This is a genomic window from Billgrantia sp. Q4P2 (assembly GCF_052806135.1).
In genome coordinates, this window is the sequence record NZ_JBRBAI010000023.1 from 1 (window position 1) to 16,296 (window position 16,296).

13 protein-coding genes are annotated in these 16,296 nt (G+C 62.6%); 9 read left to right on the top strand and 4 right to left on the bottom strand.

What is annotated here, in order from left to right:
- Positions 1-323 precede the first annotated feature (323 nt).
- Positions 324-1,613 (top strand): serine--tRNA ligase, encoded by a 1,290-nt coding sequence (gene serS / locus ACUY1T_RS21675; RefSeq protein ID WP_446025648.1) that lies wholly within the window; start codon positions 324-326, stop codon positions 1,611-1,613.
- Here serS and ACUY1T_RS21680 read toward each other — a convergent pair.
- Positions 1,591-2,355, bottom strand: coding sequence for an SIMPL domain-containing protein (locus tag ACUY1T_RS21680; RefSeq protein ID WP_446025649.1), 765 nt, complete (start codon positions 2,353-2,355; stop codon positions 1,591-1,593). The two genes, serS and ACUY1T_RS21680, sit on opposite strands and share 23 nt — an antisense overlap.
- A gap of 123 nt (positions 2,356-2,478) precedes the next feature.
- Here ACUY1T_RS21680 and ACUY1T_RS21685 point away from each other — a divergent pair, with 123 nt between their 5' ends.
- Positions 2,479-3,642 carry an AI-2E family transporter gene (locus ACUY1T_RS21685; RefSeq protein WP_446025650.1) on the top strand — a complete coding sequence of 388 codons (1,164 nt, stop codon included), beginning with the start codon at positions 2,479-2,481 and terminating at the stop codon, positions 3,640-3,642.
- A gap of 17 nt (positions 3,643-3,659) precedes the next feature.
- On the opposite strand, the gene trxA is transcribed toward ACUY1T_RS21685, so the two are convergent.
- Positions 3,660-3,983 (bottom strand): thioredoxin, encoded by a 324-nt coding sequence (gene trxA, locus ACUY1T_RS21690; protein WP_446025651.1) that lies wholly within the window; start codon positions 3,981-3,983, stop codon positions 3,660-3,662.
- A gap of 270 nt (positions 3,984-4,253) precedes the next feature.
- On the opposite strand from trxA, the gene cysB reads away from it, so the two are divergent.
- Positions 4,254-5,225, top strand: a complete 972-nt coding sequence (gene cysB, locus ACUY1T_RS21695; RefSeq protein ID WP_446025652.1) for an HTH-type transcriptional regulator CysB — start codon at positions 4,254-4,256, stop codon at positions 5,223-5,225.
- A gap of 121 nt (positions 5,226-5,346) precedes the next feature.
- Here cysB and ACUY1T_RS21700 read toward each other — a convergent pair whose 3' ends face one another.
- Both ACUY1T_RS21700 and pabB read right to left on the bottom strand, forming a co-directional pair.
- On the bottom strand, positions 5,347-5,964 hold the full coding sequence (locus ACUY1T_RS21700; protein ID WP_446025653.1) for a phosphoadenosine phosphosulfate reductase domain-containing protein: 618 nt from the start codon (positions 5,962-5,964) through the stop codon (positions 5,347-5,349).
- A 114-nt stretch (positions 5,965-6,078) separates the two neighbouring features.
- A complete protein-coding gene (pabB, locus tag ACUY1T_RS21705; RefSeq protein ID WP_446025654.1) occupies positions 6,079-7,458 on the bottom strand; it encodes an aminodeoxychorismate synthase component I in 1,380 nt (459 codons plus the stop codon).
- 234 nt (positions 7,459-7,692) lie between these two features.
- Here pabB and ACUY1T_RS21710 point away from each other — a divergent pair, with 234 nt between their 5' ends.
- The 6 genes from ACUY1T_RS21710 (at position 7,693) to prpD (ending at position 16,040) form a co-directional block, all read left to right on the top strand.
- Positions 7,693-8,403 (top strand): GntR family transcriptional regulator, encoded by a 711-nt coding sequence (locus tag ACUY1T_RS21710; protein ID WP_446025655.1) that lies wholly within the window; start codon positions 7,693-7,695, stop codon positions 8,401-8,403.
- A gap of 33 nt (positions 8,404-8,436) precedes the next feature.
- Positions 8,437-9,342, top strand: a complete 906-nt coding sequence (gene prpB / locus ACUY1T_RS21715; RefSeq protein ID WP_446025656.1) for a methylisocitrate lyase — start codon at positions 8,437-8,439, stop codon at positions 9,340-9,342.
- 48 nt (positions 9,343-9,390) lie between these two features.
- The gene (prpC, locus tag ACUY1T_RS21720) at positions 9,391-10,518 is read left to right on the top strand and encodes a bifunctional 2-methylcitrate synthase/citrate synthase (RefSeq protein WP_446025657.1); all 1,128 of its coding nucleotides are present in this window, start codon (positions 9,391-9,393) and stop codon (positions 10,516-10,518) included.
- Positions 10,519-10,599: 81 nt separating this feature from the next.
- Entirely contained in the window at positions 10,600-13,215 is a 2,616-nt protein-coding gene (acnD, locus tag ACUY1T_RS21725) for a Fe/S-dependent 2-methylisocitrate dehydratase AcnD (protein WP_446025658.1), read from the top strand.
- Positions 13,216-13,280: 65 nt separating this feature from the next.
- On the top strand, positions 13,281-14,459 hold the full coding sequence (gene prpF / locus ACUY1T_RS21730; RefSeq protein WP_446025659.1) for a 2-methylaconitate cis-trans isomerase PrpF: 1,179 nt from the start codon (positions 13,281-13,283) through the stop codon (positions 14,457-14,459).
- Positions 14,460-14,555: 96 nt separating this feature from the next.
- On the top strand, positions 14,556-16,040 hold the full coding sequence (gene prpD, locus ACUY1T_RS21735; protein WP_446025660.1) for a 2-methylcitrate dehydratase: 1,485 nt from the start codon (positions 14,556-14,558) through the stop codon (positions 16,038-16,040).
- Positions 16,041-16,296: the final 256 nt, after the last annotated feature.

Genomic DNA, 16,296 nt, shown 5'->3' on the forward strand with positions numbered 1-16,296 from the left:
GTGCGGCTGGCGTAGTCCGGGGCGATCTCGCCCTCGAAGCCGGCGGCCTTCAGTGCCTCGAGAAAGCGCAGGTAGTGGGTGCCGAGGGCGGCGGTGGCGCTCGATTCGGTGGTGTCCAGGCGTGCGATCATGGTGTCGATTTGGTCGTTTGATGCTGCCCGGTGCACCGGGCTGGCAGGGGAATGGCGCTACTTTACCGCGACAGGGCGGTGGTGCGCATCCCATTGGGCGCAGCGGCGTGGCACCCAGGCGGCCTTTTGCCTACAATGTTTCGCCGTTTTACTCTCTTTTACCGTTTCGCTTTCATTCAGGGGCTGGATGCCATGCTCGATCCCAAACTGCTGCGCAGCGACCTTGATGCGGTCGCTCAACGATTGGCCAAGCGGGGCTTCGACCTCGATACCGAGCGGCTCGAGGCGCTGGAGTCCCGGCGTCGTGAGTTGCAGACCGAGACCGAGGCCCTGCAGAACGAGCGCAATACCCGCTCCAAGGCGATCGGCAAGGCCAAGGCGGCAGGAGAGGACATCCAGCCGCTGCTTGACGAGGTGAGCGATCTCGGTGACCGCCTGGATGCTGCCAAGCGTCAGCTGGCTGAAGTGCAGGAAGAGTGGGAGGCGCTGGCAAGCGGCATCCCCAATCTGCCTCACGACAGTGTGCCGGAAGGTGAGAGTGAAGAGGAGAATGTCGAGTTGCATCGCTGGGGCACGCCGCGCGACTACGACTTCGAGGTGCGTGATCACGTCGACCTCGGTGGCCTCAAGGGCGAGCTGGACTTCGAGCTCGCAGCCAAGCTGACCGGCTCACGCTTCGCCGTGATGCGCGGCGAGATTGCCCGCCTGCACCGGGCATTGGCTCAATTCATGCTCGACAAGCAGACTCTCGAGCACGGCTACGAGGAGTGCTACGTCCCCTACATGGTCAACGAGGCCTCGCTGTACGGCACCGGCCAGTTACCCAAGTTCGGCGAGGATCTGTTTCGGCTGGACGACGAGCGCAGCTACCACCTGATTCCCACCGCCGAGGTGCCGCTGACCAATTTCGCCCGCGACGAGATTCTCGACTACAAGGTGCTGCCGCTCAAGCTCACCGCGCATACGCCGTGCTTCCGTAGCGAGGCGGGCTCCCACGGCCGCGATACCCGTGGCATGATCCGCCAGCACCAGTTCGACAAGGTCGAGATGGTGCAACTGGTCGAGCCTGAGACGAGCTATGCCGCCCTGGAGGAGATGCGTGGTCACGCCGAAGCGATCCTGCAGGCGCTCGAACTGCCCTATCGCGTCGTCACGCTATGTACCGGCGACATGGGCTTCGGAGCGGCCAAGACCTACGATCTGGAAGTGTGGCTGCCGAGCCAGCAGACCTATCGTGAGATATCTTCGGTTTCCAACTGTGAGGATTTCCAGGCCCGGCGCATGCAGGCCCGTTTCCGTCATCCCGAGCAGAAGAAGCCGCAACTGCTGCATACCCTCAACGGCTCGGGCCTGGCGGTGGGACGCTGCCTCATTGCGGTGATGGAGAACCACCAGAATGCCGATGGCTCCATCACCGTGCCCGAGGTGCTGCGCCCCTACCTGGGCGGAATCGTCACCATCAATTCTCGATCTCCCAACTGACGCTGACACCCGCCTCGATGACGATCGTTCCGGGGCGGTATTCGGCCTGAGTGGCACTCTCCCGGGCATCGGCGCTCATCGCCATCATGCGAGGCGCATAGATCGGTGAGCGCGTCTCGCTGATGTTGGCCACGGCGCCGAGCGAAACGCCCATGGTGCGTGCTATCAGTTCGGCCTTGTGGCGCGCCTTCTCCAGCGCCTTCACCAGCGCCTCGTCGGTGGCGGCATCGCGGTCGGCCAGGTCGTAGCTGATGCCATCCATGGCGTTGACGCCGGCGGCGGTCAGGGCGTCGAGTAGCCGCGGCAGGCGCTCCAGGTCGTCGACACGAACCTGGAAAGGCCGATCCAGTCGCGTACGCATCAACATGTCGTGGTCGTTGTCGCTGCGTCGTGGGGCAGGCACGTATTCCGGCTGCACGCTCAGTGAGCCTGCGCTGATGTCGTCGCGCTCCACGCCGGCCTCCTCCAACGCACGGATCAAGGCGGTGGCTCGCTCCTCCAGGCGATCTCGGGCCTGGCGCAAGGCATCGGCATCGGTATCGTCATCGTGACGTGCTACGGCAGGGGTGCGCTCCCATAGCCGAGCGTTGAGCGTGGCCCGGTCCGGCACCACTTCGAGTTGGGCTTCGGCCTGTACATCCAGCCGGGCGCGGGGTTCGTCGGCCTGTGCGGCGGCTCCCACCAGTGGGATAGCGGTCAGCAGACCGCCCAATAGCAGGTAGCGAAAACGAATCGAGGACATCGGAAAAGCCTCCTTGCGGCAATCTTGGATAAGTCGCGCGGGATTGCGCCGGGTTAGGCAAGTTTGTCTGACCGCCCGGTAGGGGTCATGATAAGCAGGACACGCCAGACAGGGATAGATGGCATGCTTCACCGCGATGACAACGTGCGATATGGTCGCCCCCTCACCTTGACGCTGGCCCTGGCGGCGCTGGTCGTGATCGTTGCCGGCATTCGTGCCGGCGCCGACCTTCTCATCCCGATCGTGCTGGGGCTGTTCATCGCCGTGATCTGTACGTCTCCGGTGAATTGGCTGCACCGCCTTGGGTTGGGCCAGCGCCTGGCGGTGGTGGTGACCCTGCTGGTGATTGGCGGCTGTCTTTCCCTGGTGGGGCTGCTGGCAGTCAATGCCTTCGGTACCTTCATCGAAGCGCTGCCAGGCATCGAGGGGCGGCTCTATGAACAGTATCTCAACCTACTCGACAGCCTGGCCTCCATGGGGCTGGCGATCAACCCCGACACGCTGGCCGGTCTGGTCGAAGTCCAAGACGAGGGTGAATGGTTCTCTGCCCTGCTGGGAGGACTTGGCAACCTGCTGATGCAGAGCGTGGTGGTGGCACTGCTGGTCATCTTCATGCTGTTCGAGACGCTCAATTTCCGGCGCAAGGTGGCGCATGCGCTCGACCATCCAGAAGCCAGCCTGCAGCGTTTCCATGAGTTCAGCCAGACGCTCAAGCGCTATCTCGCGGTCAAGACCCTCGTCAGCCTGCTTACGGGTGTCATGGCCTGGCTTGCTTGCCTACTGACCGGAGTGGATTTCCCCCTGCTCTGGGGCGTACTGGCCTTTGCACTCAATTACATCCCCAACATCGGTTCAGCCATAGCGGCCGTGCCGCCGGTCCTGCTCTTGCTGGTGTCTCAGGATGGCGGGCTGGTCGAAGCCTTTGGCCTGGCAATGGCCTACCTGGGCATCAACTTCGTGCTCGGCAACCTGGTCGAGCCGCGCCTGATGGGGCGTGCGCTGGGACTATCCGCCTTCGTCGCCTTCCTGTCGCTGGTGGTCTGGGGCTGGCTGCTGGGCGTGGTCGGCATGCTGCTCTCGGTCGTGCTGACCATGACCCTCAAGATCGCCTTGGACAGCCATCCTCAGACGCGTTGGATCGCCTATCTGCTGGGACCCGGCAAACGGCCGTTTGTCGATAGAGTGGTCGTGGAGGAGGAAGAGTTTCTTGCGGCCGATGACGAATCGAGCCTGCCCCCCGCGAAAACGCAAACGCCCCGGCAGGAGCCGGGGCGGGGTGAACCTTGATGCCTGGCCTGAATTAATCAGGCGTTCTGGTCGATGAACTGCACCAGCTGCGACTTGGACTGGGCACCTACCAGCGAAGCGACCTTGGAGCCTGACTTGAACAGCATGACGGTGGGAACGCCGCGCACACCCTGTTCGGCAGCGATCTCGGGGGCATCGTCGACGTTGATGCTAACCACTTTGAGGTTGTCGGAACGCTCTTCGGCAACCTCGTCGATCACCGGGGCCATGACCTTGCAGGGGCCGCACCAGGGGGCCCAGAACTTCAGCAGCACGAGTTGGTCTGCCTTCAGGACTTCCTGCTCGAAGTTGGCATTGGTGACATCGACGTTGTTGGCCATGTGAATCTCCAGTTACGTTGCGCTACATCGAGCGGATCGGGTGACATGCGTAGGCATATCCGGTCGGCAGATGTTAGCCGTCGGCCGGGTGTCTGGCAAATGGCAGGTAATGCCTGCCATCGTTTACCGCCCTGTGAGAACGATAGTAGCGACAGCTCGTTCTATTCATAGCCGTGATAAGCATTTGTCGTTATGCTATTTAGTGATTAGGCAAGCGGGTCTAATCGCTGATGTGGATGTCCTGCGAGGCGTCCGGGAGCCGAGTCGAGAATGAAACTACAGCAGCTGCGCTATGTATGGGAAGTGACCCGCCACAACCTCAACGTGTCGGCAACGGCCCAGAGCCTGTTTACTTCACAGCCCGGTATCTCCAAGCAGATTCGCTTGTTGGAAGACGAGCTGGGGGTGGAGATCTTCGCCCGCAGTGGCAAGCATTTGACACGGGTCACCCCGGCCGGGGAATCCATCGTCGAGCTGGCCGGCCAGGTGCTGCGGCTGACCGACAACATCAAGCAGGTGGCCCAGGAGCACAGTGACGAACGCCGGGGCAGCCTGTCGATCGCTACCACCCATACTCAAGCCCGCTATGCTCTGCCGCCGGTAATTGGCGAATTCACCCGCAAGTATCCTGACGTCGCTCTGCACATGCAGCAGGGCACGCCCAAGCAGATCGCGCAAATGGTCAGCGATGGCATGGCCGATTTCGCCATCTGCACCGAATCGCTGGAGCTATTCACCGACTTGATATTGTTGCCCTGTTATCGCTGGAACCGCTGTGTGCTGGTACCGCGAGAGCATCCCTTGGCCGAGGGGGGTGAACTGACGCTCGAGCGCCTGGCCGAGCAGCCGATCGTGACCTACGTGTTCGGCTTTACCGGGCGCTCCCAGCTCGACGACGCCTTCCGCGCCGGTGGGCTAACGCCCAACGTAGTGCTCACTGCCGCCGATGCCGACGTGATCAAGACCTACGTTCGGCTCGGTCTGGGGGTCGGTATCGTGGCTCACATGGCGTACGACGAGGTACTCGACGATGACCTTGTCGCCCTCGAAGCGGGCCACCTGTTCGAAAGTTCGGTGACCAAGATCGGCATCCGCCGCGGCACCTTCATGCGTGGCTACATGTACGACTTCGTCAAGGGGTTCGCCGGCCACCTCGAACGCGACTTGGTCGATGCGGCGCTTGCCGCCGGGCCGCGTCACGAGGCCGAGCTGTTTCAGGATATCGCCCTGCCGGTACGTTAGGTTCTGTCTGAAAACTGAACCGTACACCTCGACTTTTTCAACAGTTCGATTCCCAACAGCCCAGCGACGGGCCAGGCCCTGCCCGGTCCGTCTCTGCGCTGTTGGGGTGGAGGGATACAGGTCAGTGCTGCAGATGCAGGCCGCACTCCCGCTTCTCTTCCACCTTGGTGGGGTCGAAATAGTCGAACTCGTTGGGCAGGTCGTGCTGCTGCAGGTACTGATACATGTCCTTGGCACTCCAGCCCAGCAGGGGCGAAACCTTGAGCAGACCATCGGCGTTCTTGCTGAGGGGCGCCATGCGGGCTCTCTCAGGGGTATCCTCGGCGCGCAATGCCGTGAACCAGACGTCCGGTGCCATCTCGCGGAGTGCCCGCTCGAACGGTTCCAGCTTGACCTCGCGCGTGAAGGCTTCGTGGCGAGGATCGTCGATGCCCGGCATGGGGCCTTCCACTGCCTCGCGGTGCGCTCGGGTGCGCTGCGGCAGATAGGTGATCAGGTTCAGGTCGAGGCGCCTGACCAGTTCATCGGCAAGACGATACGTCGCATCGGTATTGTAGCCGTGATCCATCCATACGACGGGGATCGATGGCAGGTGCCGTGTCACCATATGCAGGATTACGGCTTCGAAGGGGCGAAAGTTGGTCGTGACGATGGGACGCTGGCCCTGCGTCAGGGCCCAGCGAATCAGCGCATCCGGGTCGTTGCCGAGTTCCTGATTGAGAGCGTCGAGTGATGCCATGGGGGCTCCGGGATCGTTGAGGCAGTTTGGCTTACCCTATCAAAGGCAACGGATCGAGCCCCAATACCGTTTCATTGGATAAATATAGCCAAATGGCAGTAAAACCATGGCGTCTTATTCCATGTCGTGCTTTTGGCGTGTCAGCGCTTCCATGAGATGACGGATCTTGTCCAGGGTTTCGGTGTACTCCGCCTCGACATCGGAATCTGCCACCAGCCCGCCACCGCCCCAAAGATGGATGCGTTCGCCGTCGGCGACCGCGGTGCGAATGGCAATCGAGGTATCCATGTTGCCACGCACGTCGACGAAGCCCAGGCTGCCGCAGTAGACGCTGCGGCGACTGGGCTCCAGTTCATCGATGATCTGCATGGCCCGCACCTTGGGTGCGCCAGTGATCGAGCCGCCCGGAAAGGCGGCCGCCAGCAGATCGAGCGGTCGCTTCCCCTCCGCTAGCTCACCGCACACCACGCTGACCAGGTGATGCACATTGGCGTAGCTCTCCAGCCCGCACAGTTGCGGTACCTTCACACTGCCCGGGCGGCACACTCGGCCCAGGTCGTTGCGCAGCAGGTCCACGATCATCACGTTCTCGGCGCGGTCCTTGAGGCTTGCGGCCAGCTCATTGGCTAGTCGTCTGTCCTCTTCGGGTGTGGTGCCGCGGGGACGGGTGCCCTTGATTGGACGGGTCTCGACATGGCCATCGGCGCGGCAGTGCAGGAAACGTTCTGGAGACAGCGACAGAATGGCCTGCTCCCCCTGGTTCGTGTGCCAGGCCTGGAAGCCGGCGAAAGGGGTAGGCGTGGCCTGGCGCAGGTGCAGATAGGCCGACCACAGGTCTCCGCGATACCTGGCGCTGAAACGCTGTGCCAGGTTGATCTGATAGCAGTCTCCGGCGCGGATGTAATCCTGTACGACAGCAAAACGCTCGGCATAACCGCTGCGATCGAGTTCACCCTCGAAAGGTGACAGGAGCCGAAAGTCTTGTGCGGTAGTGGAAGGCTGCTGCAGCCAACCCAGCACCTGGTCGCGCCTATCGTTCGTGGCCACCAACCAGCTTTGCTGCTCTCGGTGATCCTGAATCAGAGCCCAGTCGTACAGTCCGATGCGGCTGGCAGGCAGGGCGACGACTTGGCGCGACGACTCTCCCACGGGTTCAAGAGAACGGCCCAGGTCATAGCCCCAGTAGCCGATCAGGCCGCCCAGGAAGGGCAGGTCACTATCCGGTAGTTCGAGTGCCAGGCTGTCCAGCAGGGCCTGCTGGGCCAGGAAGGGGGTGCAGCTGTCGCATACTTCATCGTCTACCCGAATGATGCTTTGCCCATCGACCGTGAGAACCGACAGGGGGTCGCAACTGATGATGTCGTAGCGCCCGCCCGGCGCGGCAGGCTTGCCGCTATCGAGCAAGATGGCCCCTGGGCGCTGGCGCAGGGACGAGAAGTAAGCGAGCGGGTCTTCCCGATAAGGGAGCGGGCTGATGTGTAGTCTTGCAGTCATCGATGGGGCCTTTCAGAACAGGCCACCATTCTAGGGGGCAGGATGCGTTTTGTCGTGAGAGTCATTGCGCTGTCAACGACTTTACCATTAACCCTGACGGAATTGTCGACAGTGACGATGAGAATTCTCAAGTTGCCTACAACCAAAGGGGTAGAAAATCACAGTAACAGGGAGGTTGACCGATGAGGAGGCAATGTCTAAAGTCACTTCATCCTTCAATTGTCGACAATTGCCATGAACTCAGTCGCTCCAGAACAATCTTCCCCCGAAGTCCGGACCCTGGCCGAGCGGGTCTTTCACCAGTTGCAGGATGCCATCGTACGTGGCGAGCTGGCGCCGGGGAGCAAGATCACCGAGCCGGGGCTATCGAAGACCTACGGCATCTCCCGCGGACCGCTGCGCGAGGCGATGCGCCGCCTGGAAGCGCACCGCCTGATCGAACGCGTGCCGCACGTTGGAGCTCGGGTGATCAAGCTCTCGATGAAGGAGCTACTCGAGCTGTTCGACGTGCGCGAGGCGCTGGAGAGCATGGCCGCACGACTGGCTGCCGAGAACATGACACGTGACGAGATCGATGGTCTGCGTGAGGTACTTTCCGTACATGAGCGCCAGGCCGACCTCAAGAGCGGCGAGGCCTACTACCAGCGCGAGGGTGACTTGGACTTCCACTACCGCATCGTCCAAGGCAGCCACAACCGCATGTTGATGACCATGCTGTGCGATGACCTTTATTACCTGGTGCGTCTCTACCGCACCCAGTTCAGTGCCAGCGGTACCCGGCCCCAGCGAGCCTTCGTCGAACACCATCGCATCGTCGACGCCATCGAGGCGGGCGATGCCGAGCTGGCCGAGCTGCTGATGCGCCGCCACGTCAGCGCCTCGCGGGCCAACGTGGCCGACCGCTACGCCGAGATACTCAAGGAGCAGGCCGAGGCCACCGCCTGAGGCCAGCTCGAACGATCATAGAGGAGCCTTTCCATGACGCAACTCACGCCTGGCGCTCGTTTTCGTGCTGCCCTCGAGGCCAACCGGCCACTGCCCATCGTCGGCACCATCAATGCCTATACCGCGATGATGGCCGAGCGGGTCGGCCACCAGGCCATTTACCTTTCCGGTGGCGGCGTGGCTAACGCCTCGTTTGGCCTACCCGACCTGGGCATGACCACCATGAACGACGTGGTCCAGGATGCCCATCGCATCTGCGGCGCCACCGACCTGCCGCTGCTGGTGGATATCGATACCGGCTGGGGCGGCGCCTTCAACATCGCCCGCACTGTCAAGGAGATGCAGCGTGCCGGTGTGGCCGCGGTGCATATCGAGGACCAGGTGGCGCAGAAGCGCTGCGGCCATCGTCCCAACAAGGAGATCGTCTCGAAGCAGGAGATGGTCGACCGTATCAAGGCCGCTGCCGATGCACGCATCGATCCCGATTTCTATCTGATTGCACGTACCGATGCCTTCCAGAAGGAGGGGCTTGACGCCGCCATCGAGCGTGCCAACGCCTGCATAGAGGCGGGAGCGGATGCGATCTTCGCCGAGGCGGTGCATACCCTCGACGACTACCGCGCCTTCTGCGAGCGCGTCGACGCGCCGATACTTGCCAACATCACTGAATTCGGTGCCACGCCACTATTCAGCCAGCAGGAGCTCGCCGAGGTGGGTTGCCGCATGGTGCTCTACCCGCTGTCGGCGTTCCGTGCCATGAATGCTGCAGCATTGAAGGTCTACCAGAGTATTCACGACAAGGGGCATCAGCGTGACGTGGTCGAGCTGATGCAGACCCGCGACGAACTCTACGACTTCCTCAACTACCACGCCTTCGAGCAGAAGCTCGATGCGCTGTTCGCAGAAAACCAGCTGGCCGAAAAGGGCCCGGGCGCCTGAGCCTGGCCCGTTACGACGACAAGAAAACGCAGATCAAGGAGACTCGACATGGCTGAGAAAACCGTCAGCAGTACCGGCCTGCGAGGCCAGAGCGCAGGAACCACAGCCCTGTGCACCGTGGGCAAGAGCGGCGCCGGGTTGACCTACCGCGGCTTCGACATCAAGGAACTCGCCGAGAAGGCGCGCTTCGAGGAAGTGGCCTATCTGCTGCTCAAGGGCAAGTTGCCCAACCAAGCCGAGCTCGACGCCTACGTGACCAAGCTCAAGGGGCTGCGCAGCCTGCCCCCGGCTCTGAAGGCCGTACTCGAACAGATCCCGGCCAGCGCTCACCCGATGGACGTGATGCGTACCGGCGCCTCGATGCTCGGCAACCTCGAGACCGAGGAGAGCTTCGACCAGCAGCAGGACGTTTCCGACCGCCTGCTCGCCGTTCTGCCGTCGATCATCTGCTACTGGTATCGCTATAGCCACGACGGCGTGCGTATCGAGACCGAGACCGACGACGAGTCGGTAGGCGCCCACTTCCTGCATCTGCTGCGTGGCGAGGCGCCGTCCGAACTTCACGCCCGGGTGATGAACGTTTCGCTGATCCTGTATGCCGAGCATGAGTTCAATGCGTCGACATTTACCGCCCGCGTGTGCGCCTCGACGCTTTCCGACATGCACTCCTGCGTCACCGGTGCCATTGGCTCGCTACGCGGGCCGCTGCATGGCGGCGCCAACGAGGCCGCCATGGACATGATCGAGAACTGGAAGTCGCCGGAAGAAGCCGAGCGCGAGATCATGGGCATGCTCGAGCGCAAGGAGAAGATCATGGGCTTCGGTCACGCGATCTATCGCGAGTCGGACCCGCGCAACGCCATCATCAAGGAGTGGTCGGAGAAGCTGGCTCAGGACGTCGGCGACACTGTGTTGTATCCGGTCTCCGTGCGGGTCGAGGACGTCATGTGGCGCGAAAAGAAGTTGTTCTGCAACGCCGACTTCTTCCACGCCAGCGCCTACCATTTCATGGACATTCCCACCAAGCTGTTCACGCCGATTTTCGTCTGTTCGCGTGTCACCGGCTGGTGTGCCCATGTCTTCGAGCAGCGCGCCAATAACCGCATCATTCGTCCCAGCGCCGACTACATCGGCCCGGAGAAAAGCGAGTGGGTACCGATCGAGGAGCGCGACTGAGTTTCTCCTCCCTCAGCAAGGGCGGCCCCACGGCCGCCTATTCCCCCGCCTGACCCAACACCACGCGAAGACCGTCGACTCATGAATACTCAATACCGCAAATCGCTACCCGGCACCGAGCTGGACTACTTCGACGTGCGTGAGGCCGTCGAGGAAATCCAGCCTGGTGCCTACGACACTCTGCCCTATACCTCCCGGGTGCTGGCCGAACAACTGGTGCGCCGCTGTGAGCCGGAGCTGCTCACCGATGCGCTCAAGCAGCTGATCGAGCGCCGCCGCGACCTGGATTTCCCCTGGTATCCGGCCCGGGTGGTGTGCCACGACATCCTTGGACAGACGGCACTGGTCGATCTGGCCGGCTTGCGCGACGCCATCGCCGAGAAGGGCGGCGACCCCTCCAAGGTCAACCCGGTGGTACCGACCCAGCTGATCGTCGACCATTCCCTGGCCGTGGAGTGCGGCGGCGACGACCCCCAGGCGTTCGACAAGAACCGTGCCATCGAGAACCGTCGCAACGAGGATCGTTTCCACTTCATCGACTGGACGCGCACTGCGTTCAAGAACGTCGACGTGATTCCTGCCGGCAACGGCATCATGCACCAGATCAACCTGGAGAAGATGTCGCCGGTGATCCAGGCGCGCGATGGCGTCGCGTATCCGGATACCTGCGTGGGCACCGATAGCCACACGCCGCACATCGACTGCCTGGGCGTCATCGCCATCGGCGTGGGTGGGCTCGAGGCCGAGACCGTAATGCTCGGCCGTCCCTCGATGATGCGCCTGCCCGATATCATTGGTGTGGAACTGATCGGCAAGCGTCAGCCCGGCATTACCGCCACCGATATCGTGCTGGCGATTACCGAGTTCCTGCGTCAGGAGCGGGTGGTAGGCGCCTACCTGGAGTTCTTCGGTGAAGGTGCCGACAGCCTGACCATCGGTGACCGCGCCACCATTTCCAACATGACGCCGGAATACGGTGCCACCGCGGCGATGTTCTATATCGACGAGCAGACCATCGACTACCTGACCATCACCGGACGCGAGCCGGAGCAGGTGGCGCTGGTCGAGAATTACGCCAAGACCGTCGGGCTGTGGTCCGACAGCCTGAAGAGCGCGCAGTACGAGCGGGTGCTGTCGTTCGACCTCTCCACCGTCGAGCGCAACATGGCCGGACCTTCCAACCCGCACCGTCGTCTGCCCACCTCGGCGTTGGCCGAACGCGGTATCGCCGCCAACCTGGAGCTGGCGCTGGCCGAGGAGAAGGCCGGCCGGATGCCCGACGGCGCGGTGATCATTGCCGCCATCACCAGCTGTACCAATACCTCCAACCCGCGCAACGTAGTAGCGGCGGGCCTGGTGGCGAAGAAAGCCAACGAGCTAGGGCTTATCCGCAAGCCGTGGGTGAAATCTTCCTTCGCGCCAGGGTCGAAGGTCGCGCGTCTCTATCTGGAAGAGGCCGGTTTGCTGCCCGAGCTGGAGAAGCTCGGTTTCGGCATCGTCGCCTACGCTTGCACCACCTGTAACGGCATGTCCGGTGCGCTGCGTCCCGAGATCCAGCAGGAGATCATCGACCGTGACCTCTATGCCACTGCGGTACTCTCCGGCAACCGCAACTTCGACGGGCGCATTCACCCCTACGCCAAGCAGGCGTTCCTCGCCTCGCCGCCGCTGGTGGTGGCCTACGCCATCGCCGGTACCGTGCGCTTCGACATCGAGAAGGATGCGCTCGGCTACGACAAGGATGGCAAGCCTGTCACGCTGAAGGATCTGTGGCCCAGCGACGAGGAGATCGACGCCATCGTCGGTCAGTACGTCAGACCCGAGCAGTTCAAGCAGGTCTACATCCCGATGTTCAATCTGGATGAGGTGGAAGAGGCCAAGAGTCCGCTCTACGACTGGCGCCCGCAGAGTACCTACATTCGTCGCCCACCGTACTGGGAGGGCAACATGGCGCGCGAGCGTGGCCTCAAGGGCATGCGGCCGCTGGCGATCCTGCCCGACAACATCACCACCGATCACCTGTCGCCGTCCAACGCCATCATGCTGGACAGCGCAGCAGGTGAGTACTTGGCCAAGATGGGCTTGCCGGAGGAGGACTTCAACTCCTACGCCACCCACCGCGGCGACCATCTCACCGCCCAGCGCGCGACGCTGGCCAACCCCAAGCTGTTCAACGAGATGGTGCGGGACGAGAAGGGCGAGGTGATCCAGGGTTCGCTGGCGCGCATCGAGCCGGAAGGCAAGGTCACCCGCATGTGGGAGGCCATCGAGACCTACATGGAGCGCGGCCAGCCGCTTGTCGTGATTGCCGGGGCCGATTACGGCCAGGGTTCGTCGCGTGACTGGGCCGCCAAGGGCGTGGCGCTGGCCGGCGTCGAGGCCATTGTCGCCGAGGGCTTCGAGCGCATTCACCGCACCAACCTGGTGGGCATGGGCGTGATGCCGCTGCAGTTCGGGGAAGGCACCACGCGCCATACCCTGAAGCTCGACGGTACCGAAACTTATGACGTGGAGGGCAAGCCGGCGCCCGGGGCAACCCTGACCCTGGTGATCCATCGCGCCAACGGCGACAGCGAGCGCGTACCGGTGCTGTGTCGGCTGGATACCGCCGAGGAGGTCTCCGTTTACTCCGCCGGCGGCGTGCTGCAGCGCTTCGCCCAGGACTTTCTTGAGTCCGAAGCCGAAGCGACGGCCTGACTCAACGTCGCGAGAACGCCCCGATGAAGCGCCGGGGCTTCCCGCCCTTTCAGGAAGCGAGTTTCATGGTACACGTTCCGCAGATTCGAATTCCCGCCACCTATATGCGTGGCGGCACCAGCAAGGGTGTCTTCTTCCGCCTGGACGACTTGCCCGAGGCGGCGCGCCAGCCCGGTCCGGCCCGCGATGCGTTGCTGCTGCGTGTGATCGGCAGTCCCGATCCCTACCAGAAGCAGATCGACGGCATGGGCGGGGCCACCTCCAGCACCAGCAAGACGGTGATCCTGTCGAAGAGCGAAAGCCCCGATCACGACGTCGACTACTTGTTCGGCCAGGTCTCCATTGACAAGCCTTTCGTCGACTGGAGCGGCAATTGCGGCAATCTCTCCGCCGCCGTAGGGCCCTTCGCCATTAGCAACGGCTTGGTAGACCCCTCGCGTATCCCCGAGAATGGCATCGCCACGGTGCGGATCTGGCAGGCCAACATTGGCAAGACAATCGTCTCCCGGGTGCCGATCGTGGGCGGCGAAGTGCAGGAGACCGGCGACTTCGAGCTCGATGGCGTAACCTTTCCTGCTGCTGAGGTGGCCGTCGAATTCATGGACCCGGCCGACGGCGAGGGCGCCATGTTCCCCACCGGTAATCTGGTCGACGAGCTGGAGGTGCCCGGTGTTGGCACGCTCGAGACCACCATGATCAACGCCGGTATCCCCACCGTATTCGTCAACGCCGCGGCGATCGGCTACGCCGGCACCGAGCTGCAGGAGGTGATCAATGGCGATACCAAGGCGCTGGCCATGTTCGAGACCATTCGCGCTCACGCCGCGGTGCGCATGGGGCTGATCAAGGAGATCGCCGAAGCGGCCGAGCGCCAGCACACGCCGAAGGTAGCCTTCGTCGCGCCGCCTGCCGACTACGTGGCTTCCAGTGGCAAGGCGATCAGGGCGTCCGATATCGATCTGGTGGTGCGCGCGCTCTCAATGGGCAAGCTTCACCACGCCATGATGGGTACTGCGGCGGTAGCCATCGCCACGGCGGCGGCGGTGCCCGGCACGCTGGTCAGCCTGGCCGCCGGGGGCGGCGAACGCAACGCGGTGCACTTCGGCCATCCCTCGGGCACCCTGCGCGTCGGGGCGGAAGCGTCCCTGGCAAATGGGCAGTGGACGGCAACCAAGGCGGTGATGAGCCGCAGCGCGCGCGTCTTGATGGAAGGCTGGGTCCGCGTCCCGGGTGATGCTTTCTAGGACATTGGCTCGCGCCAAGTCGAGCCCCGAGTCGCAAGTCTCGGGGCGTTTTCTATAGTGAGGGGAGACGATACCGAGCCTGCGACAGGAGGGAGCATGAGCGCCACCGTCGAACGCAACGTCCGACCCGACTACGACCCCGAGCTGCAGAAGATCGCCGACTACGTGCTCGATTACCGTATCGAGAGTGATGAGGCGCTGGATACCGCTCGCAACTGCTTGATCGACACGCTGGGTTGCGGCCTGCTGGCGCTGCGTTTTCCTGAATGTACCAAGCACCTCGGGCCGCTCGTCGAAGGCACCATGGTGCCGCATGGTGCTCGAGTACCTGGCACAGCATTTCGCCTGGACCCGGTCAAGGCCGCCTGGGATATCGGCTGTACCATTCGGTGGCTCGATTACAACGACACCTGGCTCGCGGCCGAGTGGGGGCACCCCTCCGACAATCTCGGTGCCATCCTCGCGGTGGCCGATCATCTTTCCCAGCAGCGGGTTGCCCAGGGTGAGGCGCCGCTGACCATGCGCGATGTGCTCGAAGCGATGATCAAGGCCCATGAAATCCAGGGCGTGCTGGCTCTCGACAATTCCTTCAATCGGGTCGGGCTCGATCACGTGGTGCTGGTGAAAGTCGCTTCAACGGCAGTGGCTGCGCAAATGATGGGGGCGGACCGCGAGCAGTTGCTCTCGGCCCTGTCGCATGCCTGGGCCGATGGCCAGAGCCTGCGTACCTATCGTCATGCCCCCAATGCCGGTTCGCGCAAGAGCTGGGCCGCGGGGGACGCCACTTCACGGGGTGTGCGTCTGGCCGATGTCGCCCTGCGCGGTGAGATGGGTATCCCCGGGGTGCTAAGCGCACCGCAGTGGGGCTTCTACGACGTCCTCTTCGCCAAGACCAACAAGGACCAGAAGCTCAAGCCCGAGAACGAGTGGTGCTTTACCTTCCAGCGTGAGTTCGGCACCTATGTAATGGAGAATATCCTGTTCAAGATCGCCTTCCCCGCAGAGTTTCATGCCCAGACGGCCTGCGAGGCGGCCGTTCGGCTGCATCCTCAGGTAAAGGATCGTCTGGAGGAGATCGAGCGTATCGTCATTACGACACACGAGTCGGCGATACGGATCATCTCCAAGGAGGGCGAGTTGGCCAACCCGGCGGATCGCGACCACTGTCTGCAGTACATGGTGGCGGTACCGCTGATCTTCGGTGATTTGGTCGCCGAGCACTACGAGGACGACTTCCACCGCCAGCATCCGCTCATCGATACCCTCAGGGCTAAGATGGAAATCGTCGAGGAACCTCGTTACACCCAAGACTATCTCGCCGCGGACAAGCGCTCCATTGCCAATGCCATCCAGGTGTATTTCAGGGACGGCAGCGCTACCGAGTGTGTCGAAGTGGAGTACCCCATCGGCCATCGCCGTCGCCGTGTGGAGGGTATCCCCATCCTCGAGGAAAAGTTCCGACGCAACCTGGCGACACGCTTTCCGGCTGGGCGTTGCCAGCGCATCTTTCAGCTTTGTAGGAACCGGGAGCAACTCGAAGCGATGCCGGTGTATCGGTTCGTCGACCTCTTCGTCATTTGAGGTTTCCGTTGCAAGGCCCCCATCGTGGCGGTGCGAGAGAGAAATTGACGGTGGTCATGGATAGGTTCTGGAAGCTGAGCTATATTTTTTTGACGCGGCGGGTTGCGTACTCACCGAGATAACCGTAAAGTACGCATCCGCTGCCGGCAACGGGCAACGTTGCCAGCGGTGGAGAGAGTGGTAAGTGGCTGTCTTGCTTTGGGTTTTTTTCGAATCGCTTCGCAAAAATCCCGCTTGACGCCCACGGCGGATTCGG

Coding starts and splice junctions, on each gene's coding strand:
- serS (WP_446025648.1), top strand. CDS start 324: ATGCTCGATCCCAAACTGCTGCGCAGCGACCTTGATGCGGTCGCTCAA.
- ACUY1T_RS21680 (WP_446025649.1), bottom strand. CDS start 2,355: ATGTCCTCGATTCGTTTTCGCTACCTGCTATTGGGCGGTCTGCTGACC.
- ACUY1T_RS21685 (WP_446025650.1), top strand. CDS start 2,479: ATGCTTCACCGCGATGACAACGTGCGATATGGTCGCCCCCTCACCTTG.
- trxA (WP_446025651.1), bottom strand. CDS start 3,983: ATGGCCAACAACGTCGATGTCACCAATGCCAACTTCGAGCAGGAAGTC.
- cysB (WP_446025652.1), top strand. CDS start 4,254: ATGAAACTACAGCAGCTGCGCTATGTATGGGAAGTGACCCGCCACAAC.
- ACUY1T_RS21700 (WP_446025653.1), bottom strand. CDS start 5,964: ATGGCATCACTCGACGCTCTCAATCAGGAACTCGGCAACGACCCGGAT.
- pabB (WP_446025654.1), bottom strand. CDS start 7,458: ATGACTGCAAGACTACACATCAGCCCGCTCCCTTATCGGGAAGACCCG.
- ACUY1T_RS21710 (WP_446025655.1), top strand. CDS start 7,693: ATGAACTCAGTCGCTCCAGAACAATCTTCCCCCGAAGTCCGGACCCTG.
- prpB (WP_446025656.1), top strand. CDS start 8,437: ATGACGCAACTCACGCCTGGCGCTCGTTTTCGTGCTGCCCTCGAGGCC.
- prpC (WP_446025657.1), top strand. CDS start 9,391: ATGGCTGAGAAAACCGTCAGCAGTACCGGCCTGCGAGGCCAGAGCGCA.
- acnD (WP_446025658.1), top strand. CDS start 10,600: ATGAATACTCAATACCGCAAATCGCTACCCGGCACCGAGCTGGACTAC.
- prpF (WP_446025659.1), top strand. CDS start 13,281: ATGGTACACGTTCCGCAGATTCGAATTCCCGCCACCTATATGCGTGGC.
- prpD (WP_446025660.1), top strand. CDS start 14,556: ATGAGCGCCACCGTCGAACGCAACGTCCGACCCGACTACGACCCCGAG.